Genomic DNA, 21,996 nt, shown 5'->3' with positions numbered 1-21,996 from the left:
ACGCCCGGATAGCATGGCCGCCATGACCGACGCACCCGCCGCCGCTTCCTCGACCCCGGGCCGCACCGCCTGGGCCTGGGGCCTCGCCACCGTCCACGACTCCTCCGACCAGGTGCTCGACACGTGGTACCCCGAACCCGTCCTCGGGGGCGAACCCGCTGCGGCCGCCCCCCAGTGGCTGACCGACCTCGAACTGCTGGACGAGGACCGTGGGGTACGGCTCGAGGTGGTGCTGACCAGGATCGTCCTGGACGAGGCACCCGCCACCACCGCGGACGCCTACCTGAGACTGCACCTGTTGAGCCACACGCTGGTGCCACCCCACGGGCTCAACCTTGACGGGATCTTCGCGGTCCTGCCCAACGTCGTCTGGACCTCACAGGGCCCCTGCGCCGTCGACGGGTTCGAACAGACCCGGGCGACTCTGCGCGCCGTACACGGGCACGTGACGGTGTTCGGGATCGACAAGTTCCCCCGCCTGGTCGACTACGTCACTCCGCGCGGCGTCCGCATCGCCGACGCCGACCGGGTGCGACTGGGCGCCCACCTGGCGGAGGGGACGACCGTGATGCACGAGGGGTTCGTCAACTTCAACGCCGGCACGCTGGGTCACTCGATGATCGAGGGACGCGTGAGCGCCGGGGTGGTCGTCGGAGACGGCAGTGATGTCGGCGGCGGCGCCTCGATCATGGGCACCCTGTCGGGCGGCGGCACCCAGGTGATCTCCATCGGAAAGGGGTGCCTGCTCGGAGCCGAATCGGGTCTGGGCATCTCGCTGGGCGACCACTGCGTCGTCGAAGCGGGGCTCTACGTCACCGCCGGCACCAAGCTCACCACCCCCGACGGAACCCAGGTGAAGGCCTCGCAGCTCAGCGGCCAGTCCGACCTCCTGTTCCGCCGCAACTCCCTGACCGGCGCGGTGGAGGTGCTGCCCCGCAGCGGGGGCGCCGTGCAACTCAACGCGGCGCTCCACCAGAACTGATGCCTGACCACGACGGACGACCACCAGCGGCCCCCACCGGACGGAACTCGACCCTCGCCCCGCTGCTGGGCTGCGGGGTCATCCTGGTGGTGGTGGCCGTGCTGGTCTTCGCCGTGTTCCAGTGGCTCCGGCGCCAGGAGATGCCGCAGGTGGTACCTCCTGCCAACCAGTGCGTGGTCACGGTGGGTCCCGTGACCTACTCGATGTCGCCGGAGCAGGCCAAGTGGGCGTCGGTGATCGTCGCGGAGTCGATCAGGCGTGGGCTGCCCGCCCGGGCCGCCTCGATCGCGTTGGCCACGGCGATGCAGGAGTCGGGTCTGCGAAACCTCGACCACGGCGACCGGGACTCGGTGGGGCTGTTCCAGCAGCGCCCGTCGCAGGGATGGGGCAGTGTCGACCAGATCATGGACCCGTGGTACGCGTCGGGGAAGTTCTACGAGCACCTGGTCAAGGTGGCCAACTGGCAGACCGGTGACATCAACGACGTGGCCCAGTCCGTCCAGCGCTCGGGGGTGCCCGACGGGTACCGCAAGCACGTCGAGAACGCGAAGGCACTGGCCAGCGCACTCACGGGGCACTCCCCCGGCGCGCTCACCTGCCTGAACCGGGACTCCCCCGAGACACCCGAACCCGTGGTCATCACCCAGGTCTTCGGCACCGGCCTGAAGGGCAGGGCCAGCCTGAAGCGTTCAGGGGACCGGTGGACGATCACCGCCAAGAACCCCCAGGACCTGTGGGCGGCAGTGAACCTCAGCCTGGCCACCATCGACGAGACCCCGATCGGCTCGATCACCGTCGCGGGGCGCACCTGGCAGCATGACCCCGACCACCTGGCCGTCTGGTCACAGGCCACGGCCTCGCCGACCCCGGCCGCCGGTACGGCGACCCTCACCGTGACCGGCAGCACACCACAGCCCTCCGCCAGCCAGTCCTGACCCGGGGTGCCGCCCAATCGGGCTGAGCGAACCCCGACCACAGGGCGATCGGGGCGAGACAGGCCTACCTCGGCGTAGTTGGATGGACGCGAGTCGAACCCCAACACCCAGGAGTGTGCACATGACCCAGAAGTCCGAGATGCCAGGGTTGACGGTCGGCCTGGTGGGTGCAGGCGGCATCTCGCCGGCCCATGCCGCAGCGTGGAAGGCCGTCGGTGCCGCCATGCGGGTGTACTCCCTCGAAGGGGCGGACCGGTTCGCCGACACCCACGGGGCCACCCGGGTCGACAGCTTCGACGAACTGATCGCCACCTCGGACCTGATCTGCGTCATCACGCCGACCCCGAGCCACGCTGCTCTGGTCGAACGGGCACTGCGCGCGGGCAAGGACGTGGTCTGTGAGAAGCCGTTGGCCCGCACCACCGACGACGCCAGGCACCTCGTCGGTGTGGCCGCCGAGACCGGACGACGCCTGTTCCCCGCCCACGTCGTGCGCTGGTTCCCGCAGTATGCGGCCGCGCAGCAGACGGTGGCCGCGGGGGGACTGGGCGACCTGGCGGTGCTGCGGTTCACCCGTGCCGTGCCCTACCCGTTCGACCGCGGGTGGTACTCCGACCCGGTGCAGTCCGGCGGCATCACCATGGACCTGATGATCCATGACCTCGACGAGGCCCTGTGGATGGCGGGCCCGGTGGCCACGGTGTACGCCCAGCGTCGGACGGCCTCCGAGCCCCATCCCACCGAGACCGCCCACGTGGTGCTCACCCACACCTCCGGCGCCATCAGCCACTGCCGAGGTCTGTGGACCGTCCCCAAGGCACCCTTCTGGTACACGTTCTCCGTCTCGGGAACCACCGGACAGCTGCGCTACGACTCGCGCGACGAGGTGGGCTACACCCTCACCACGTCACCGGACGACCCGCCACGACCGAGTCCGAGCACCGTCGCCCTGGCAGGAGATCCCTACTCGGCCGAGATCGCCGACTTCGTCCGCGCGTGGCGCACGGGCGAACCGGCGAAGGTGAGCGCGGAGGACGGACTGGTCGCCGTCGCGCTCGCCGAAGCGGCCGAGCTCAGTGCCGAGACCGGCGCCCCCGTCGACTTCCCCACGTTCCTGAAGGGATCCCAGGCATGACCCAGACCCAGCAGCAGACCACCCGGCAGGCCGACGAGCAGGAGTCCACCTCGATGCAGGGCGACCACACCGACCAGCGCCGACTCAAGGTCGCCGTGATGTCCTTCGCGCACCCCCATGCCGCCGGCTACGTGCACCTGCTGCAGCAGGCGGGGGTGGACGTGCTGGCGTGCGATCCGGACCGGGTCTCGTCGGCCGACCACGAGGTGCGCGGCGCGGACCTCGCCGCCCAGCTCGGAGTGGCCCACGTCGACACCTACGAGGAACTGTTCGCGTGGGCGCCGGACGCCGTGGTCATCTGCTCCGAGAACACCCGCCACCGCCAGGACACCGAGCTCGCCGCCGCGCACGGCGTGCACGTGCTCTGCGAGAAGCCCCTCGCCGTGACGGCCGCGGACGCGCGCGCGATGATCGATGCCTGCGAGCGCGCCGGTGTGCTGTTGATGACCGCCTACCCCGTGCACTTCTCGCCCGCGGTGACGGCCGCGAAGCAGGCGATCGCCGAGGGAACGCTCGGGCAGCTGATCGGCGCCGTCGGTACCAACAACGGCTACTGCCCCGTCGGGGCCCGGCGCTGGTTCCTGAATCCCGAATGGTCGGGAGGCGGTGCCCTGGTCGACCACACCGTGCACGTGGCCGAGCTGCTCGACTGGCTGACCGGTGATCGTCCGGCCTCGGTCCACGCCGTCAAGAACCAGATCATGCACGCCGACCTCGATGGGGTCCTGTGCGAGACGGGTGGTCTGGTCACCATCACCTATGAGCAGGGCCTGGTCGCCACCATCGACTGCTCCTGGAGCGTGCCCAAGGGAGCCCCCACCTGGGGTGGGGTCACCCTCGAACTGGCCGGGACCAACGGGGTGCTCGAGATCAATCCCTTCGCCCAACGGGTCGGTGGTTGGGACGGCAACGCGGGTGGGCGTGACTTCTGGCTGCCCTACGGCGCCAACCTGGACGACGGACTGCTGCGCACCTTCATCGATGCGGTGCAGGCTCGACGTGCCGGTGAGGCTGTGGAGTGGCCGTCGCCCGACGGTCACGTCGGCCTGCGGACCGCCCAGATCGTGGAGGCAGCGCAGGTCTCGGCCCGCAAGCACCGCGTGGTGCAGATCTCGGAGCTCGCCTGAGCCCCAACCCGGGAACTCGTCGCCAGACGGCCCCGCTGGCCCGGATCGGGGATGGCGGGGCGATCTGGTGACGAGCTTCCGGGTTGGCGGTGTGAAGACGCCTCAGCGGAAGTCGGCACCCAACCGCTCGACGGCCGCGGCGATCCGCTCGTCGGTGGCGGTCAGGGCGATCCGCACGTGCTGGCGCCCGGCCTCACCGTAGAAGTCGCCGGGGGCCGCCAGGATGCCTCGTTCGGACAGCCAGTCGAGCGTCGTGCGGCAGTTCTCCCCCCGGGTGGCCCACAGGTAGAGCGAGCCCTCGGAGTGGTCGATGCGGAAGCCGACTCGCTCCAGCGCCGGTCGCAGCAGAGCTCGCCTGGCGAGGTAACGGGCCCGTTGCTCGGCGACGTGGGCACGGTCGGTCAGCACGGCCTGCATGGCCGCCAACACGGGGGTGGGCAGCATCATGCCGGTGTGCTTGCCCAAGGCCAGCAGTTCACGGACGATGGCCTCGTCCCCGGCCACGAAGCCAGCCCGGTAGCCCGCGAGGTTGGACTCCTTGGAGGTCGACATGACCGCCAGCAACCCTCGGGTCGATCCGTGGTTGATCGAGGTGTCGAGCACGGAGTGGGCAGGGGCGTCCCAGGCGAACTCGCCGTAGCACTCGTCCGAGGCCAGCACTGCTCCTGATGCGCGGGTCGCGTCGATCCAGGCGCGCAGGTCGTCGGGGCCGAGGATCGCGCCGTGGGGGTTGGCCGGTGAGTTGATCCACACCAGTCGGGTGTTGGCGGGCAGCCCCTTCGGGTCGTCGCACTCGACGACCGTCGCCCCGACCAGTTCGGCGCCCACCCGGTAGGTGGGGTAGGCCGTCGTGGGGATGACCACGACGTCGCCCTCCCCCAGGTTCAGCAGGGTGGGAAGCCATGCCACCAACCACTTGGTGCCGATGACGGGCATCACCTGCGTCTGCGCCAACTCAGCCGCGTTCCAGCGTTCGCGCAGGTGGCCGATGATGGCCTGCCTCACGGCGGGGGTGCCCCAGACCTGGGGGTAGCCGTGCGCGTCCGAGGCTGCGGTCAGGGCATCCCTGGCCACGGCTGGGGTCGGATCGACGGGGGTGCCGACCGAGAGGTCGACGATGCCGCCGGGGTGTTGCTCGGCCCGCCGCCTGGCGGCAGCGATCGTGTCCCACGGGAAGTCGGGCAACTGCGCCGACAAGGCCCCCCGACCGGTCACCGCGTCGGCGGTCACTCGCCCTGGGGCGGCATGGCCTCGACGACCGGGTGGTCCTTGTCGAGGGGTCCCAGCTTGGAGGCGCCGCCGGGGGAACCGAGGTCGTCGAAGAACTGCACGTTCACGTCGTAGAACTGCTTCTGCTCGGCGGGGACGTCGTCCTCGTAGTAGATGGCCTCGACGGGGCAGACCGGCTCACAGGCACCGCAGTCGACGCACTCCTCCGGGTGGATGTAGAGCATGCGGTTGCCCTCGTAGATGCAGTCGACCGGACACTCCTCGACGCAGGCGCGATCCTTGATGTCAACGCAGGCGGCGCCAATGATGTAGGTCACGAGGGTTCCCTTTCGTTACGTGCTCCGTGGTTCACGACTGTACCGCTCCGACAACCCGGGGGGCAGTCGCCGTTCCGGCCTGTGAACCAGCCGCGGTCAGCTGGCGCACTTGATCTCGTCGCCGGGGCTGTAGCGCCAGAAGAACTTCTCGGTGCGCACCAGCGATCCGCCCTGGTAGAAGAGCCGGCTGTAGTGCACGTCGAAGCCCCGGATGGGTGCCTGGTACTCACACTTGGGGTCCTTGCTGGTGATCACCTTGCCCGTGGTGAAGTTGGACTTGACCAGGTCGGACGACTTGACCGTGTAGATCTTGGTCGACCAGATGCGCACCGTGATCGAGCCCATGCCCCCTGGGGCGGCCTTGTTCACGTACGCCTGCACCAGCACGCCGTAGTTGGTGTTGTTGCGGAACTTCAGGTCGAGTGACCCGTAGTAGACGGTCGCCTCACGCCCCGCGGGGTAGCGCGGGAAGTAGAGGGAGTGCGGATGGTGCTCCACGTCCTCGAGACCGGCAAAGAAGGCGGCGTTGTAGGTGGTGGTCGCCGACTGCGAGACGCCGCCGCCGACCTCCTTCTTGAGCACCCCACCCTCGATGACGTAGCCGTCGATGTAGCCGTTGCCGGCGGTCCGCTCGCCCAGCACCCGGTTGAGGCTGAACGTGTCGCCGGGCTTGAGGTAGGTGTTGTTGATGCCGGCGGCAGCATGGGAGAGGTTGTTGTTGCGGTACTCCGCGTAGGGGAACTGCGTGGTGAACTCCCCGGTGACCTCCTTGACGCCCGCCTTCTGGGCGTCCGCAGTGGTGTAGGAGGCCGGCACCTTGGTCACCTCGACGACAGCGGTGCGTTCGGCGCCCGTCCGCGCCAGCACCGGCTGCACGGCCTTGATGAAGTTCGCCTCGGTGACCCCGCGACCGTCGATGGAGGGGACGACCACCGGCTTGCCACCCTGCAACTGGATGCTGGCGTTGCGTCCCTGGGGGTACTTGAGGGTCGCGATCGAGTCCTGCGAACCGGCGAACAGCTTCTTCATGTCGGTCGAAACCGTGAACGTGGTGCCCGTCTGCTTCACCGTGGTGCTGGCCACCAGGGCCTGCTGCGGCACCTCGAAGGCCTTGCCGTCCCTGGTCTTCAGCGGGATCGGACCGGACAGCACCGGCGACAGCTGCTGCTCGGCCACGGAGGTGACCGCCTCGGTGGTGATCTGCGGGTCGCTGGTGGTCAGGGGGGCGTCGACGCTGGTGCGTTCCAGCCAGGCCTGCCGCACCTCGGCCGTTGCCTTGTCGACGTCGAGGGACTGACCCTGCACCGCCTCGGTGATCTTGGCCTTCCCGCCCACCACGGCCAAGGAGGCGTCCCGCGGCTCGACCGCGAACTGCGGGGCCACAGCCGTCACGGCCGCCTTCAGCTTGGCCGGGTCGGAGGTGGTGACCAGATCGAGGGAGCCACCGCCGCGCAGCACGTTCACGATGTGCAGCGGGCTCCAGGATCGTCCGGCCCCTGCAGCCCGAACGGTGGCGGCGTAGTCGACCGACAGGCCGGCAGCCGCGGGCTTGATCGAGGCCTGCTTGTCGGGCCCCTTCAGAATGATCGCGGCCTCAGCCTTGGGGGCGATCTGCTTCTGCAGCTTCCGCTCGGCCTCCTGGGCAGGCATGCCGCCGATCGGGATTCCCTGTACCGAGGCGTTCTTGGGGGTGTTGTCCCCGGCCATCACGTATCCGACGGCGTAGGCCGCTCCTGCGATGACCACGAGCCCCCCGACGACGGAGGCTCCCACCACGGCGTGCGGACGGCGACGGCGCGCTCCTGGGGTTCGACCGGCACGGGAGACATGGTTCTGTGACAAGAGGCACCTCTGCTGCGGGGTATGGGACGTCGTCCAGCGCCCCAACGACGGCACCCACGACTCGTGGCCAGATTCTACGTGGCGATGGCGTCAGTCCAGAATCGGGGAATTCTGGTTGACTGACTGACATGGCGATCACCGTGCGTCCGTTGACCGATGACGATGCCGAGGCCACCCAACTGCTGCGCCACGAGGCCTTCGGCTCCCCCCTGTCGAAGAAGAACACAGCCCAGATCTCGAAGCCACCCTCCTACTGGTTGGGGGCCTTCGACGACGACCGCCAGGTGGGCCGGGCAGGGGTGCGTGACATCTCCTCCTTCTGGGGCGGCACCGAACTGGCGACCGCAGGAGTGATGAGCGTCACCACCGCACAGGAACACCGCGGCCGGGGTGTGCTGAGCCCGCTGCTGCTGCAGGCCCTTGCGGACGCGCGCGAGCGAGGGGCGGTGGTGGCAACCCTCTTCCCCACCGCGAACGCCATCTATCGCAGATTCGGGTTCGAACTCGCAGCCGAACTCACCCGCGTCAAGGTGCCCACCATCGAGCTGGGCACGCTCACCCCACCCGAAGGTGTGACCCTGGGTCGGGCCACCGAGGACGACGTCCCCGCCCTCGACGACCTGTACCACCGCTGGGCGATCCAGCAGAACGGGCCGGTCAACCGCACCGGCCCCCTGTACGAGTCGAAGCCCGCCAAGCGGGTGAAGGCGCACACCGGCATCACCGTGGCGCGCATCGACGGCCAGGTGGCCGCCTACGCCTCGTGGAACCGTGGCCACGGGTACGGCGAAGGTGCCGAACTGTCGGTCCGGGAGTTCGTCTCGCTGTCATCGCTGGCCACCCAGGCCCTGCTGGCGATGTTCGGGACGAACTCCCCGGTGCTGCCCCACACCGTCTTCCGCACCTCCGGCGACGACGGCTTGAGACTGGTGCACCCGGCGGCGACCTGGCACGTGGTCGAGAGGTTCCCGTACATGGTGAAGGTGCTGAACCTCCGCGCCGCGCTGGTGCCCCGCGTCTGGCCGGAGGGGTTGGACTGCGAACTGCCGTTCCGGGTCACCGATGACAGCATCGACACCATCACCGGTGACTGGAAGCTGCGGCTGGAGGACGGCCACGCCACCGTCACCCGGATCGGGAGACTGGGTGCCCACTCGAAGCGGCTCAACCCGGTCGAGTTCAGCCAGCGCGGACTGTCACTGCTGTTCTCGGGTTCCCAATCGATGTGGAACATCGTCGGGGCCGGACTCGCCGCGGGCGGGGCGACCAACACCTATCCCACCTGGTCGGCCGCTTTCGGTGGTCGCCAGAACCACATCCGCGACTACTTCTGATCCCAGCCGCCCGACTTCTGGCGCTCAGGGATTGGGGCGGGCTGCGCCGCACCGTTGGTGGGCCGGGCGTCGCTGGTCCGGCGATGCCGGGCTCACGGAGCGGGCTGGCTCCAGGGGCCGTGGGTGGGGATCTCGGTCAGGAAGGCGTACTCCTCGACGAGGGGGTCGCCACGGTCCAGGTCGGCGTGCCAGCGGCGCATGTCGGCGAGGGTGGGTGCGGTGGTGCCGGCCCCGGGTTCACGCACCGTCAGACCGCTGACCAGCACCGCGAACCGTAGCGACTGGACGAGCGGCCACCGCGCCAGCAGCCCCGCCGCCAGCCCGGCCGAGAAGACGTCCCCCGCTCCCCCGGTGTCGACGACGGGCCCGGGGACCGCTGCCACGTGCACCCGTTCACCGGTGTCGCGGTCGAGGGCCGACACCCCGTCGGCGCCCATGGTCACCACCGGCAGTCGGACGTGCTCGGAGAGGGCCGTGAGTGCCTCGTCAACGGTCGTCGTCCGGGTGTAGTGCAGCGCCTCGGTGAGGTTGGGCGTGAACGCGTGGCAGTGCGGTAGGTCGGGCAGCGCCGAGAGGTCCCAGCGGCCGCTCTCGTCCCAGCCGATGTCACCGATCACCAGGGCGCCGCGCTGGGCCGCACTGGACAGCCACGGCATCGGGAAGGGCTGCAGGTGGGCCACCACCACCCTGGCGGGCGGCGAAGAGGCGGCGCGCAGCACGCAGCGCCCGGGGTGGGGGGTCTCGGCCGTCACCATGGTGCGGTCGCCGGCGTAGTTCAGCACGATGGTCAAGGGCGTCTGCCAACCGGCGTGCACGAGGCAACCCGAGGTGTCGATTCCCTCGTCCCGCAGTCGGGCGAGACTGCCCTGCCCCACCAGGTCGTCGCCGACGTCGGCGACCATGCCCACCCGAAGGCCGAGCCGACTACCGGCGATGGAGGCATTGGCGATGCCGCCGGGAACCTCGCGGTAGTCGGGGGTGCGCACCTCTGTACCGAAGGCGGGACCCTCATCGGGGATGCCGTGGAAGATGAGGTCGGTGAACACCAGCCCACAGGCCAGGAGGTCGTAGGGGGTCGTCGTCGGTGAGGTCATTGGTCGCTCCCTGACCGCCACGTCACCCTGGCCGGACGGTCGATCATGCTTGCCTCTGATCATTCTTGCGCCCTACCGTCAGGTGGGAAGGAAGGACGCCATGATTCTGTCGATCCTGGGGGGCGGAGGGTTCCGGGTGCCGCTCGTGCACCAGGCGTTGTTGGACGACCGCGAGCCGGGGCGGGTCACCGAGTTGAGGCTGTTCGACTCGGATGCGCATCGCCTCCGTTCGATCGCCGCCGTGCTGGGCGAGCAGTCCTCCGGGCACCCCCACCCTCCCGTGGTGTCGCTGCACACCGAGTTGGATGACGCCGTACGGGGCACCGACTTCGTGTTCTCCGCGATCCGAGTCGGTGGTCTTGCCGGGCGTACCTGTGACGAGACCATCCCGCTCAGGCATGGGGTGATCGGGCAGGAGACAGTCGGGGCCGGGGGCGTCGCGTACGCCCTGCGCACCCTGCCCGTCGTCCGCGGCATGGCGGAGAGGATCGCCGCCCTGGCCCCCGAGGCCTGGGTGATCTCGTTCACCAACCCGGCCGGCATGGTCACCGAGTCACTGGTCGACGTGCTGGGCGATCGGGTGATCGGTATCTGCGACTCCCCCGTCGGTCTGGCCCGACGTGCGCTCGGCGCCCTGGGCGTCGCGCCCGCCGACCGGTCGCGGGCCGAGATCGGCTACGTGGGGCTCAACCACCTCGGCTGGATCCGATCCCTCGTCCTGGACGGCAGCGACCAGTTGCCGCGGTTGATGGCCGACCCTGCGGCACTCGAGTCGTTCGAGGAGGGCCGCCTGTTCGGCTCCGACTGGCTGCAGAACCTGGGCCATCTGCCCAACGAGTACCTGCACCACTACTACTTCACGCGCGAGGCGCTGGCTGCGGACCGCGCGGCCACCCGCACGCGGGCGCAGGTGATCGAGGCCCAGCAGCGGGAGTTCTACGGCGTCCCGGACCCCACTGCTCCGGGGGCACTACGGCGGTGGGACGACTGCCGCCTCGCCCGCGAGACCACCTACATGGCGTCCAATCGCGAGGCCGCCGGGCACTTCGAACGCGACCCGGACGACCTGGTCAGCGGGGGCTACGACCGGGTCGCGCTGGCCATCATGCACGCCATCGCCCACGATCGTCCCGCGACCCTGATCGTGAACCGGCCCAACGGTGACCGGGTGGCCGAACTCGACGCCGACGCCGTGATCGAGGCACCCTGCCGGGTCGACGCCGCAGGGGTGCACCCGCTGCCCACGGGACCCCTCCCCCGCCACGGGGTCGGTCTGGTGACCCAGGTCAAGCAGGTCGAACGGGCCACCATCGAGGCATCCCGCAGCGGGAGCCGGGCGTTGGCCTGGCGGGCCATCGCCCAGCACCCACTGGTCGACTCGGTCGCGGTCGCCCGCAGCATCCTCGACGACTTCCTCGCCGAGGTCGACGGGCTGCAGTACCTGAGCTGAGCCCGGGCCGGACCCCGGGCCCGTAACCCGGGATCGCGGTCAGCGCAGGTCGAACCGCCAGGGAAGGGCCAGCGGGCCGCTGATCTGGGCCCACTCCCCACCCAGGCCGAGAGCCCGGATCGCCTTCGGCAACAACGCCTCGGGGCCGTCCGCGACGGACACCTGAGGACGACCGGAGGACTCGGTTGAGTCGGCGGGGATGAACTGCTCGAGCATGCCGAAGGCCGGCACCGTGCGCAGCACCGCCTGGTCGCGATCGACCTCCGCCAGCGCGCACGCTCGCTGGACGGCCAGTTCGAGGTTGCCGAGGTGGTCGACGAGCCCCCGTTCGAGGGCGTCGGCGCCGGTCCACACCCGACCCTTGGCGACCTTCTCGAGGTCCTCGCGGCTCAGCTTGCGGTCGGCTGCCGCCTTTGCCGTGAACTGTTCGTAGATGGCATCGAGCCAGGCGTCCAGCACGGCCCAGTCCTCGGCCGTGAAGTGGTGGTCGGCGGCGAACAGGTCGGCCTTCGGGCCGGAGTTGATGCCCTCATGCTTGAGCGCCAGCTTGTCCAGCAGTCCCAAGGTGACGACCTTGCCCGCCAGCACGCCGATCGACCCCGTCAGGGTGGACGGCGCGGCCACGATCTCGTCGGCACCCATGGCGGCGTAGTAGCCGCCCGAGGCCGCGACATTGCCCATCAGCGCCACCACCGGACGACCCGACTCACGCACCCGGTGCACCTCGCGCCAGATGGTGTCGGAGGCCACTGCCGACCCCCCGGGTGAGTCGATCCGCAGGACGACCGCCTTCACCTTGTCGTCCCGGGCAGCGGCGCGCAGGTGATCGGCGACGGCGTCACCGCCGGCCTGTTGCCCACCAGGTCCGCCGGGAGCGCCCCGTCCGGTGACGATCGGGCCGCGCAGGGTGACGATGCCCACCTGCGGTGCGTGTCGGTCGACGAGCTGGCGCTTCAGCTCACGGCGCTGCACCTTGGCGTCGTAGCGGTGCACGAACTGCAGGGCGTGCCGGTCGAGCCCCAGTGCCGCGTAGACGTCGTCGTAGACCTGGTCGCGGTAGCCGACCTTGTCGACCAGTCCCAGTTCGACGGCCCGCTCAACGGTGACGGGGCTCTCGTCCATGGCGGCGCGCACGGCCTCGACCTCGAGGCCTCGGCCGGCCGCGATCTGGGCGAGGCACTGCTCGACGACGGAGTCGGCCAGGCGCTGCATCATCTCGCGATTGGCCTCGCTGATCTCGGTGCCCGCGTACTGCTCTGCGGCCGACTTGTACTCCTTGCGCTGACCGAACTCCGGCGTCAGGCCGACCTTCTCGAAGAGTCCGCGCAGCAGGGTGATCGACAGGTGCAGTCCGCCCAGGAAGACGAGTCCCGACGGCTGCACCCACACGGTCCTGGCCCGGGTGGCCAGGGCGACCAGCGGGAGGGCATTGCCCATCTCGCCGAAGGTCTGCGTCCACGCGGTGGTCGGCTTGTGCCCACCGAACTCAGCGATCATGTCGCCCAGGTTCTGCAGGTCGGCCAGTCCGAGTCCCGACGGGGCCACGTGCACGATGAGCCCCTTCACGCGGGGGTCGGTCGCTCCTTGGCGGAGTCCCTCACGTACCGCACCCATCGTGGCTGAGTTGAGCGCCTTCAGGGCGGCGAGTGGATTGTCGGGCGGGGCCACGGTGATCCCGCGAGCCAGGTCGATCTCGAGGATGACGGGTCCGGTGGTGCGGGCTCGGAAGTCACGGGCAGCTGCGATCAGGTCCATGCTGCGAGTCTAGGAAGGCCACGGCGACAAACCGGAGTGAGGTCGGACGAAACCGGGGCGAGTCAGGGTGCCGGAACGGGGTGATTCCGCTCAGGCCACGCGTGCTTGGGGATCCGGATCGGCCATGGCTCCCGGGGCCAGTGCCGAATCGTCCAGTCGATCAACCAGCAACCGCGGCGGCCAGACCCCCTCGAGCCGTACACGTACCCGGTCGTGGACCATCACGTAGAGGCTCGCTGCAACGCACACGGCGAACGTGGCGACGGCTCCGACGCCGAGGGTCCAGCGGGCTCCCCAGTGGTCACCGATCCAGCCGATCACCGGCGACCCGATCGGGGTACCGCCCATGTTGACCGCCATGTAGACCGCCATCACGCGACCTCGCAGCGCTGGGTCGGAGGCCAACTGCACGGTGGCGTTGCACGAGGTCATCACCGTCAGGGAACACACCCCCACACCGACCAGCATGACGGCGAAGAACAGGTAGGTCGGCGCCAGCGCCGCCCCGGCGGTGAACACGGCGAACCCGAGCACCCCCAGAAGAAGCCAACGCAGGCGGGGACGCACCCGCCGAGCCGCCATGAAGGCGGCCGCCAGGGTGCCGATCGCCATGACGGAACCGAGCATGCCGTACTCGCTCGCGCCCTTGCCGAAGACCGTCGTCGCCATCAGGGCGTTGGTGATCTGGAAGTTCATGCCGAACGTGGAGAAGACGAAGATGATGCCGAGGATGAGCAGGATGTCGGGGCGCGTGCGCACATAGGCAATGCCCTCACGCACAGTGCCGGTGCCGACCCGTTTCGGACGAGGCATGAGTTGGTCGGTGCGCATGAACCACAGGGCGCCGATCACTGCGACGAAGCTCAGCGCATTGACCAGCAGGGCCGGGGCGATGCCGACCCAGGCGATCAGCAGTCCGGCCAGACCCGGGCCGAGCAGTCGGGCGCCGTTGAACTGCGCCGAGTTGAGGCCGATGGCGTTCGAGACGAGCCGTTGCGGCACCATCTCCGAGACGAAGGCTTGGCGGACCGGCATGTCGAAGGCCGATGCAACTCCCTGCAGGAAGGCGAACAGGAAGGCGTGCCACAACTGCACCGTGCCGGTCGCGACCAGGATCCACAGGCCGAAGGCCGTCGCCCCCAGCGCCGCCTGGGTGACCATCAGCAACCGCCGCTTGGAATAGCGATCCGCGAGGGCTCCGGCCATCGGGGCGATCAGCGGGATCGGCAGGAACTGGAGGGCCGTCACCAGGCCCAGCGCCTGGGCGGAGTGATCGGTCAGTTGGGTCAGCACCAGCCAGTCCTGGGCCACCCGCGCCATCCACCCGCCCACGTTGCTGACCAGCGCGCCGAGCCAGAAGAGCCGATAGTTGAACAGGGCAAAACTCGCGAAGGTGCGTACGCGGTCTGCCATGGAGATCCTCTGGTGGGGGTGGGGTCGTCCACCAGTCTAGATGGTTAGTTTGGGTAAGCAACTGGATTCGCGCATGGTGGACATCCCATCAGCCGGGGCCCGGGCCGACCGAGGGCCACCCTCATGCCAGGGACGAGACCGGCTCCCGCGCGCGCTCGAGGCGCTGCTGCCACCACCGCTGGTGACCACCGGGCATGGCCACCGTGGGTCCGTCGAGCCACCCCACGACCGGTCGGATCCCGTGCAGCGCACTCAGCAGCCAGAGCTCCGCACCCGCCAAATCATCCGGACGAGCCCGGACCCGTCGCACCTCCACCCCTCGCACGCGGGCCTGCGCCACCAGCCAGCGGGTGGTGACGGAGTCGACCCTCGCCAACGCGGGGTGGGGCAGGTGCAGGACGTCGTCGCGCCACCACACCACAGCGCTCAGCGCCCCGTCGCAGACGAGGCCGTCGACCAGGAGGAGCGCCTCGTCCGCCCCGCTCCGCTGCGCACGCGCACGCTGCTCGGACAGGGCCGCGAGGTCGGGGCCCTTCACGGCGGGGCAGGTACGCGGGTCGTGGTCGGCGGTCGCCACCCGCACCTCGCCGCCACGGGGTGGGGCAGGTCGCAGCAGAGGACGAAGGGTCAGGTCGGACAGCAGATCGATCCGCGGGAACCACCGTCCTGCCTCCGGGACCGAGCGGGCCAGGTCCAGCAGGGCGCGGCGCGCTTCGTCCGCGGGGAAGCCCACTGCTCCCGCGTCACGCGCGAACCGGTCGGCATGGGCCCCGAGCAACAGCACCCGGCCGTGGTCGACCAGGAACGAATCGGCCACCACGGTGTCGGCACTCATAGACTCCAGCCTATGGCTGGCTCCCACGCTGGATCCTTCGGCTGGCTGACCAGCGGGTGGTCCGCACCACATCCCTCACTCGAACCGGCCGCCCTGGCCGCCCATTGGTGGTCGGACCCCGCGCAGGACGTCGTCTGGCTCGACTCCTCCGACGGGGGTGCCCACCTGGTGGGCGTCGGCGGCATGAGCCTGCTCGCTCCGGACTTCGACTCGTTCGAGGCCGTGGTGCGCGACTCGGACGAGGCCTGGGTCGGGTGGATCGGATACGAGGCAGGATCCGAGCTGCTGGGGCTGTCCCGCGGTGAAAGTCCCAGGCATCCACCGATCTCGCTGGTGCGGCTGTCGCGCTGGGCGGTGATCGAGGCCGACGGCAGCACCACGCTGCACGCCGCCATCGACGAGCAGGCCTGGGCACTGCCCGACACGTTGCCACCGGTCGACGAGCCCCCTCCCATGGCTGCCGGTTCATTGCCCACCGGGACGGAGGGCGTCAGCGTGCTCGCGGGCGACTCGGACGAGGAACTCCTGGCCGCCATCGACAGGTGCATCGAGCACATCCGCGCCGGGGATGCCTGGGTGCTGTGCCTCACAACCACCCTGTGGACCGACAGCCCCATCGACGCCTTCGCCTCCCATCTGCGGCTGCGGCGGTCAAGCCCCGTTCCCCACGGCGGCCTGCTGCGCATCAACGGGACGGTGCTGAGTTCGGCGTCGATGGAGACCTTCCTCCGCGTCCACGACGGCATCGCCACCACGTCCCCGATCAAGGGCACCCGGCGCCGAGATCCCGACCCGGAGGTCGACCTCGCGCTGGCTGAGGAGTTGGCGGCGTCGGAGAAGGAGCGTGCCGAGAACCTGATGATCGTCGACCTGTGCCGCAATGACCTGGGCCGCATCTGTCGCCCGGGGTCGGTGCAGGTGGAGGAACTGTTCTCGGTGAGGGGGTATGCCAGCGTGCACCAACTCGTCTCGACCGTGTCGGGACAGTTGCGTGAGGGCCTCGGCCCGGTGGACGCAGTGAGGGCGCTGTTCCCGGCGGGGTCGATGACCGGGGCACCCAAGCGTCGGGCGGTGGAGATCCTGCGCGAGTTGGAGAGCTGGCCGCGGGGCATCTACTCGGGATGTTTCGGCATCTTCACGGGCCAGCACTGCGAGGCGGCGATGGTCATCCGCAGCGTGGTCTCGGACGAGGACGCGGCCTGGATCGGGGTCGGGGCCGGGATCACCGCGCTCAGCGTGGCGCACGAGGAGTTGGACGAGATGCACCTGAAGGCGGCCGCGCTGGTGGACTGCCTGGTGCGCTGAGGGGGCTCGGGCGCTGACGGGACCGATGCGCTGAGCGGAAGGTGCGCTGAGGGGCGTCACCGGGCCTGGTCGCCACCGAGCAGGTGCACCTCAACCGCATGTCTGCCCCAGGCAAGACGGGCGGTCACCCCGTCACCCTCGACCCTCACGTCGGTGACCACGACCGCGAGTTGGCGGGCCACAGCCACGGCGATCTCCCCCACCCGGGTGTGCGGGCCGCTGCAATCAACCAGCACTGCGCTGTGGTCGGCGAACTGCAGACGCGCGATATCGGTGTCGAAGCGGGTCACCGCCCGCAGCGGGGTCCCCCGCGCCTGCACCAGTCCCAGGACCCGAAGCCACGAGGCGACCAGACGCGCACGATTCTGGGCCGCAGCCTCGTCGAGCGCTGCGGCAAGTTCTGTGTCGACGAGGGCCCCCAGGCGCTCGTCCGCGCGCCACACCGCCATGCTCCATTGTCCGCCGCGCATCGTCGCGAAGGAAGACCCGTAGACGCCCTCGACCGCGGGAGTGCGCCAACCGGGAGATCATTCGCCGAACATCCACGCAGAAAGGGGCACCTGAGCGGCCCTCCCGTCACCTGGCGTGGCGACAAGCCTTGCTGCCTGCCCCGATTGGCGCGGAACCTCGGGCGGTCAGCCGCCAGCCGGGCCCCGGGAGCGTCGGCCGCGCCCCAGCACCCCCACCAGGTAGAGCGCGCATCCCAACCACACCAGGGGAAGGCCGACCCACCAGACCCAGGAGATCTTCTGGTGGAACACCAGCAGCCCGATCAGCAACTGCAGCGTCGGCCCGATGAACTGCAACATGCCGAGCAGTCCCAGTGGCAGGCCACGGGCGGCCTGGGCGAACAGCCACAGCGGGACAGCGGTCACCAGGCCCGAGACCACGAAGAGCGCCGTGATCGACCACCCGAGTCCGAAGTGCCCCAGACCCATGACGCCCATGACCACCAGCACCACGAGCGCCAGCGGGGTCATGAACACCGACTCGAGGAACAACCCCTGCAGCGCCGGCAGTTGGGCCTTCTTCTTCAACACCCCGTAGATGCCGAACGAGGTCGCCAGAAGCAACGAGATCCACACCGTGTGCCAGCTGCCCCAACTGATGACGACCACGCCGACCAACGCCGTCAGCGCCCCGCCCCACCCCCACCGGTCGAGCCGCTCCGAGAAGAAGATGCGCCCGAACACGAGGTTGAGCAGCGGGTTGATGAAGTACCCCAGTGAACTCTCCACCGTGTGGCCGGTCTGCACGGCGAAGATGAACATGCCCCAGTTGACGGCGATCACGATGGAGGCCAGCAGCAGCGGCACCCACTGGCCGCCGGCCAGCGCCGGACGAACCCAGCCGAACCCCTGCCTCAGCACGACCAGGCACAGCGCCGTCCAGACCGCCGACCAGACGAATCGCTCCGCCAGGGTCTCGATCGGGTTGGCCGCGCCCAACAGCGCCCAGAACAGGGGGAACACGCCCCACAGGACGTAGGCAGCCACCCCGGCCGAGAGTGCTCTCGACCGGGGCGGCTGGACAGTGCTGGTGGACGTGGTCAGCTCAGCAGGCTCTGCGCAAGGGTCACGACGTTCTCGACGGTGAAGCCGAGTTCCTCGAAGATCTTGGCGCCGTCGGCCGAGGCCCCGAAGCTCTCGATCGAGAGCGAGGCACCGTGGGCGCCCACGTACTTCTGCCACCCGTTGCCGACGCCGGCCTCGATCGAGAGGCGGGCGGTGACACCGCTGGGCAGCACCGACTCGCGGTACTCCTCGTCCTGGCCGTCGAACCATTCCTGACAGGGCATCGAGACGACACGGGTCGGGATTCCCTGGCCCTCGAGCGAATCAGCGGCACCCACCGCCAGCTCGACCTCGGAGCCGGTGGCGATCAGGATCAGCTGCGGGGCCGCCGAAGCCTCCTTCAGCACGTAGGCGCCGCGGGCGGCCTGGTCAGCCGGAGCGAAGCCCTCCTGCGTGCGGTCGAACACCGCCAGGTCCTGGCGGGACAGGATGAGCGCCGTCGGACGATCCCGGTGCTCCAACGCCTGCTTCCAGGCCACGGACACCTCGTTGGCGTCACCCGGACGAACCACGTCGAGCCCCGGGATGAGCCGCAGCGAGGCCACGTGCTCGATCGGCTGGTGCGTGGGGCCGTCCCCACCGACACCCACCGAGTCGTGGGTCCACACGAAGATGGAGGGAGCGCCCATCAGCGCGGCCAGACGGACGGCCGGTCGCATGTAGTCGGAGAAGACCAGGAAGGTGCCGCCGTAGGGGCGGGTCAGCCCCGACAGGGCGATGCCGTTGACGATGCCGCCCATGGCGTGTTCACGGATGCCGAAGTGCAGCGTGCGGCCGTAGGGGTTGCCGGGGAACTGCTTGCTGGCGCGCTCCACCGGGAGGAACGACTCCTCCCCCTTCATGGTGGTGTTGTTCGAACTGGCCAGGTCCGCGGAACCGCCCCACAGCTCCGGAACCTGCGAGGCCAGCTGGTTGAGCACCTCGCCCGACGCCGCGCGGGTTGCCTTCTTCTTGCCGGCCGGGAACTCGGCGAGGGTGATCTCGGGGAGTTCGTGGTTGCGGATGCGGGTGAGCAGCGCGGCCCTCTCGGGGTTGGCCTGCTGCCAGGCCGCGAACTTCTCGTCCCATGCCGCGCGAACCTGCTTCGAACGGGCCGCCGCGTGGTCGACGGCGTGCTGCACGGCGGCCTGGTCGACCGCGAAGGGCTCGTCGGTGAAGCCGAGTTCCTGCTTGAGGCCCGAGATCTCGTCGGCACCCAACTTGGACCCGTGCACGTCGTGGGAGCCCGCCTTGTTGGGCAGGGGCCAGCCGATGATGGTGGTCAGACGGATGAACGACGGCCTGTCGGTGACGGCCTTGGCCGCCTCGATGGCGTCGTACAGGGCCTGCACGTCCTCGTGGTACTCGGTACCGCCGTGGGTCCAGTCGACGTGCTGCACGTGCCAGCCGTAGGCCGCGTAGCGGGCCGCGACGTCCTCGGAGAAGGCAATCTTGGTGTCGCCCTCGATCGAGATGCGGTTGTCGTCGTAGATCAAGGTGAGGTTGCCCAGGTCCTGGGTGGCCGCCAGCGAGCTCGCCTCGGACGAGATGCCCTCCTGCATGCACCCGTCGCCCGCGATGGCGTAGATCTGGCGGTCGAAGACCGACTCACCCGCGGGGGCGTCCGGATCGAACATGCCACGTTCACGGCGTGCAGCCATGGCGAAGCCGACCGCGTTCGAGACGCCGGCTCCCAAGGGGCCGGTGGTGGTCTCGACGAACTTGGTGTGGTGGTACTCGGGGTGCCCGGGGGTCTTGGAGCCCCAGGTGCGCAGCGACTTGAGGTCGTCGAGGGTCAGACCGGCGTTGGCCAGGTAGAGCTGGCAGTACTGGGTGAGGGAGGCGTGTCCCGCGGAGAGCACGAACCGGTCGCGGCCCAGCCACTGGTCGTCATTGACGTCCCAGTTCATGATGCGCTGGAACAGCAGGTAGGCGGCCGGAGCCAGCGAGATCGCGGTACCGGGGTGGCCGTTGCCCACCTTCTCGACGGCGTCCGCTGCCAGGATGCGGGCGGTGTCGACCGCCCGTTCGTCTTGTTCAGTCCATTCCAGGGATGCCATGAAGGAGTCCTCATCTCTCGCCGAAGCGAGGTAGCAGTTCACCGACGAGCTTAGTCAACCCTTGCCATGGGGCGGCCCTGTGCCAGTTGTTGTCCCGGGCCAGTCGTTGTCCCGGGCCAGTTGTTGTCCTGTGCCAGTCGTTCTCTCGGCCAACCCCTCGCTGCGCAGCGCGCTGCACACCCGGTCAGGTCGCCGTGCTGCTCACTCGGTCAGGTCGCGGTTGCGGTACTCGGGCAGCGCGAGCGCAGCACCGGCTGCGATCACGAAGGCGGCCGCGAACACGACGAAGACGACCGGTGTGCCTCCGCGCGCCAGCAGTACGGGCACGCTCAGCGGGGCGACCATCGCCGCGATCCGCCCGAACGCGGCCGCCGCACCGGTGCCAGCGCCGCGCAGCCGGGTGGGGTACAGCTCCGGGCCGACGGCGTACAGGGCACCCCAGGCGCCGAGGTTGAAGAACGACAACGCGCAACCCGCGACCAGGATCGCCGCCGTCGAGTCAGCGAATCCGAAGGCACCGGCTGCGATGGCCGAACCGGCGAGGAAGGTGGCAAGGGTCGCCCGTCGTCCCCAGACCTCGATCAGCCATGCGGCGACGGCGTAGCCGGGCAACTGGGCCAGCGTGATGATCACGGTGTACTCGAACGACTTCACCACCGTGTGGCCGGAGCGCACCAGCAGGCTGGGCAGCCAGATGAACGCCCCGTAGTACGACAGGTTGATGCAGAACCAGACGACCCACAGCGCGACGGTTCGTCCGCGCAGACCCGGCGACCAGATCGTCCGGTCGTCGAAGTCCTCAGGCTTGACCACGCTGACCTCAGTCACCCGATCGGACGACGGCGCCCGCAGTCCGGAGACCTCCTCGTAGCGGCGCACGGCAGCCTCGGCCTCGGCGTCTCGTCCCTTCGATTCGAGGAAGCGCACGGATTCGGGCAGTCCGAACCGCACCACCAGGGCATAGGCGGCGGGCACGATGCCCACCAGCAGGGCCCATCGCCAGCCGTGCGTCAGGTTGGGGATGACCAGGTAACCGATCAGCGCGGCGGCGATCCAACCGATGGCCCAGAAGGCCTCGAGGGCGACGACCACGCGTCCACGGATGCGCTTGGGGGCGTACTCACTGACCAGGGTGGACGCGACCGGCAGTTCGGCCCCGAGCCCCAGTCCCACCACGAAACGGAGAACGATCAGCGCCGCCAGCGACCACGCCAGCGCCGAGGCACCGGTGGCCACCCCGTAGACGAGCAGGGTGATGGCGAAGACCTGGCGTCGTCCGAGCTTGTCGGCGAGCAGCCCACCCAGGGAGGCGCCGATGGCCATGCCGACGAAACCGATGCTCGCGACCCAGCTCAGCTGGCCCGGGCTGAGCTTCCACTCAGCCGCCAGCGCCACCATCACGAACGAGATCAACCCGACATCCATCGCATCCAGGGCCCACCCGAGCCCCGAACCCACCAACAACTTCGCGTGGCGGCGGTTGAACGGCAACCGGTCGAGGCGGTCGGTGCGAGTGAGCTGCTGAGTGGTCATGGGCCTGCCGTCGGTTGGGGATGACTGCCGGGGACGATATCGGCCCCCCGGGGCCCTGCGCTGGCATGACCACACATCGACATCGACGCGCGGGTT

Annotated in this window: 18 protein-coding genes; 7 read left to right on the top strand and 11 right to left on the bottom strand. The window is 69.5% G+C overall.

Annotated features, from left to right (window positions below):
- The first annotated feature begins 22 nt into the window (after positions 1 to 22).
- The 4 genes from dapD (at position 23) to H507_RS0104865 (ending at position 4,179) form a co-directional block, all read left to right on the top strand.
- A complete protein-coding gene (gene dapD / locus H507_RS0104880; protein WP_026377792.1) occupies positions 23 to 982 on the top strand; it encodes a 2,3,4,5-tetrahydropyridine-2,6-dicarboxylate N-succinyltransferase in 960 nt (319 codons plus the stop codon).
- The gene (locus tag H507_RS14810) at positions 982 to 1,917 is read left to right on the top strand and encodes a hypothetical protein (protein ID WP_022909598.1); all 936 of its coding nucleotides are present in this window, start codon (positions 982 to 984) and stop codon (positions 1,915 to 1,917) included. The genes dapD and H507_RS14810 overlap by 1 nt, the downstream gene beginning before the upstream one ends.
- A gap of 121 nt (positions 1,918 to 2,038) precedes the next feature.
- A complete protein-coding gene (locus H507_RS0104870; RefSeq protein ID WP_022909597.1) occupies positions 2,039 to 3,052 on the top strand; it encodes a Gfo/Idh/MocA family protein in 1,014 nt (337 codons plus the stop codon).
- Entirely contained in the window at positions 3,049 to 4,179 is a 1,131-nt protein-coding gene (locus tag H507_RS0104865) for a Gfo/Idh/MocA family protein (RefSeq protein WP_022909596.1), read from the top strand. Before H507_RS0104870 ends, H507_RS0104865 begins: the two co-directional genes overlap by 4 nt.
- A gap of 102 nt (positions 4,180 to 4,281) precedes the next feature.
- Here H507_RS0104865 and dapC read toward each other — a convergent pair whose 3' ends face one another.
- The 3 genes from dapC to H507_RS14805 all read right to left on the bottom strand — a co-directional run bounded on the left by dapC (position 4,282) and on the right by H507_RS14805 (position 7,568).
- Entirely contained in the window at positions 4,282 to 5,409 is a 1,128-nt protein-coding gene (gene dapC / locus H507_RS0104860) for a succinyldiaminopimelate transaminase (protein WP_022909595.1), read from the bottom strand.
- Positions 5,406 to 5,726, bottom strand: a complete 321-nt coding sequence (gene fdxA / locus H507_RS0104855) for a ferredoxin (RefSeq protein ID WP_022909594.1) — start codon at positions 5,724 to 5,726, stop codon at positions 5,406 to 5,408. Before fdxA ends, dapC begins: the two co-directional genes overlap by 4 nt.
- 96 nt (positions 5,727 to 5,822) lie before the next feature.
- Entirely contained in the window at positions 5,823 to 7,568 is a 1,746-nt protein-coding gene (locus H507_RS14805; RefSeq protein ID WP_157438878.1) for a VanW family protein, read from the bottom strand.
- 128 nt (positions 7,569 to 7,696) lie between these two features.
- Here H507_RS14805 and H507_RS0104845 point away from each other — a divergent pair, with 128 nt between their 5' ends.
- Positions 7,697 to 8,902, top strand: coding sequence for a GNAT family N-acetyltransferase (locus H507_RS0104845; protein WP_022909592.1), 1,206 nt, complete (start codon positions 7,697 to 7,699; stop codon positions 8,900 to 8,902).
- A gap of 92 nt (positions 8,903 to 8,994) precedes the next feature.
- Here the strand turns inward: H507_RS0104845 and H507_RS14800 are convergent, their stop codons facing one another.
- Positions 8,995 to 9,996, bottom strand: coding sequence for a carbohydrate kinase family protein (locus H507_RS14800; protein ID WP_022909591.1), 1,002 nt, complete (start codon positions 9,994 to 9,996; stop codon positions 8,995 to 8,997).
- Positions 9,997 to 10,096: 100 nt separating this feature from the next.
- Here H507_RS14800 and H507_RS0104835 point away from each other — a divergent pair, with 100 nt between their 5' ends.
- Entirely contained in the window at positions 10,097 to 11,446 is a 1,350-nt protein-coding gene (locus H507_RS0104835) for a 6-phospho-beta-glucosidase (RefSeq protein ID WP_022909590.1), read from the top strand.
- 39 nt (positions 11,447 to 11,485) lie between these two features.
- Here H507_RS0104835 and sppA read toward each other — a convergent pair whose 3' ends face one another.
- The 3 genes from sppA to H507_RS14785 form a co-directional block, all read right to left on the bottom strand.
- The gene (sppA, locus tag H507_RS14795; protein ID WP_022909589.1) at positions 11,486 to 13,201 is read right to left on the bottom strand and encodes a signal peptide peptidase SppA; all 1,716 of its coding nucleotides are present in this window, start codon (positions 13,199 to 13,201) and stop codon (positions 11,486 to 11,488) included.
- Between the two features lie 90 nt (positions 13,202 to 13,291).
- Positions 13,292 to 14,614: an MFS transporter gene (locus H507_RS14790; protein ID WP_022909588.1), complete on the bottom strand. Its 1,323-nt coding sequence runs from the start codon at positions 14,612 to 14,614 to the stop codon at positions 13,292 to 13,294.
- Positions 14,615 to 14,735: 121 nt separating this feature from the next.
- Entirely contained in the window at positions 14,736 to 15,449 is a 714-nt protein-coding gene (locus H507_RS14785) for an aminotransferase class IV (protein WP_022909587.1), read from the bottom strand.
- 12 nt (positions 15,450 to 15,461) lie between these two features.
- Here H507_RS14785 and H507_RS0104815 point away from each other — a divergent pair, with 12 nt between their 5' ends.
- A complete protein-coding gene (locus H507_RS0104815; RefSeq protein ID WP_022909586.1) occupies positions 15,462 to 16,754 on the top strand; it encodes an anthranilate synthase component I family protein in 1,293 nt (430 codons plus the stop codon).
- A gap of 56 nt (positions 16,755 to 16,810) precedes the next feature.
- On the opposite strand, the gene H507_RS0104810 is transcribed toward H507_RS0104815, so the two are convergent.
- The 4 genes from H507_RS0104810 to H507_RS0104795 form a co-directional block, all read right to left on the bottom strand.
- A complete protein-coding gene (locus H507_RS0104810) occupies positions 16,811 to 17,203 on the bottom strand; it encodes a hypothetical protein (RefSeq protein ID WP_022909585.1) in 393 nt (130 codons plus the stop codon).
- Positions 17,204 to 17,389: 186 nt separating this feature from the next.
- The gene (gene rarD, locus H507_RS14780) at positions 17,390 to 18,250 is read right to left on the bottom strand and encodes an EamA family transporter RarD (RefSeq protein ID WP_040437428.1); all 861 of its coding nucleotides are present in this window, start codon (positions 18,248 to 18,250) and stop codon (positions 17,390 to 17,392) included.
- Between the two features lie 53 nt (positions 18,251 to 18,303).
- Positions 18,304 to 20,367, bottom strand: coding sequence for a transketolase (gene tkt / locus H507_RS0104800; protein WP_022909583.1), 2,064 nt, complete (start codon positions 20,365 to 20,367; stop codon positions 18,304 to 18,306).
- Between the two features lie 201 nt (positions 20,368 to 20,568).
- A complete protein-coding gene (locus H507_RS0104795) occupies positions 20,569 to 21,900 on the bottom strand; it encodes an MFS transporter (protein WP_022909582.1) in 1,332 nt (443 codons plus the stop codon).
- Positions 21,901 to 21,996: the final 96 nt, after the last annotated feature.

Source organism: Aestuariimicrobium kwangyangense DSM 21549 (assembly GCF_000421525.1).
In the GTDB taxonomy this organism is placed as follows: Bacteria; Actinomycetota; Actinomycetes; order Propionibacteriales; family Propionibacteriaceae; genus Aestuariimicrobium; species Aestuariimicrobium kwangyangense.
Note: the sequence above shows the minus strand (reverse complement) of the source record. Positions and strands in the feature narration are given on the sequence as shown.

Bases quoted from the DNA above. Each gene is read 5' to 3' on its own strand.
- dapD (WP_026377792.1), top strand. From the start codon at position 23: ATGACCGACGCACCCGCCGCCGCTTCCTCGACCCCGGGCCGCACCGCC.
- H507_RS14810 (WP_022909598.1), top strand. From the start codon at position 982: ATGCCTGACCACGACGGACGACCACCAGCGGCCCCCACCGGACGGAAC.
- H507_RS0104870 (WP_022909597.1), top strand. From the start codon at position 2,039: ATGACCCAGAAGTCCGAGATGCCAGGGTTGACGGTCGGCCTGGTGGGT.
- H507_RS0104865 (WP_022909596.1), top strand. From the start codon at position 3,049: ATGACCCAGACCCAGCAGCAGACCACCCGGCAGGCCGACGAGCAGGAG.
- H507_RS0104845 (WP_022909592.1), top strand. From the start codon at position 7,697: ATGGCGATCACCGTGCGTCCGTTGACCGATGACGATGCCGAGGCCACC.
- H507_RS14800 (WP_022909591.1), bottom strand. From the start codon at position 9,996: ATGACCTCACCGACGACGACCCCCTACGACCTCCTGGCCTGTGGGCTG.
- H507_RS0104835 (WP_022909590.1), top strand. From the start codon at position 10,097: ATGATTCTGTCGATCCTGGGGGGCGGAGGGTTCCGGGTGCCGCTCGTG.
- sppA (WP_022909589.1), bottom strand. From the start codon at position 13,201: ATGGACCTGATCGCAGCTGCCCGTGACTTCCGAGCCCGCACCACCGGA.
- H507_RS14790 (WP_022909588.1), bottom strand. From the start codon at position 14,614: ATGGCAGACCGCGTACGCACCTTCGCGAGTTTTGCCCTGTTCAACTAT.
- H507_RS14785 (WP_022909587.1), bottom strand. From the start codon at position 15,449: ATGAGTGCCGACACCGTGGTGGCCGATTCGTTCCTGGTCGACCACGGC.
- H507_RS0104815 (WP_022909586.1), top strand. From the start codon at position 15,462: ATGGCTGGCTCCCACGCTGGATCCTTCGGCTGGCTGACCAGCGGGTGG.
- H507_RS0104810 (WP_022909585.1), bottom strand. From the start codon at position 17,203: ATGGCGGTGTGGCGCGCGGACGAGCGCCTGGGGGCCCTCGTCGACACA.
- tkt (WP_022909583.1), bottom strand. From the start codon at position 20,367: ATGGCATCCCTGGAATGGACTGAACAAGACGAACGGGCGGTCGACACC.
- H507_RS0104795 (WP_022909582.1), bottom strand. From the start codon at position 21,900: ATGACCACTCAGCAGCTCACTCGCACCGACCGCCTCGACCGGTTGCCG.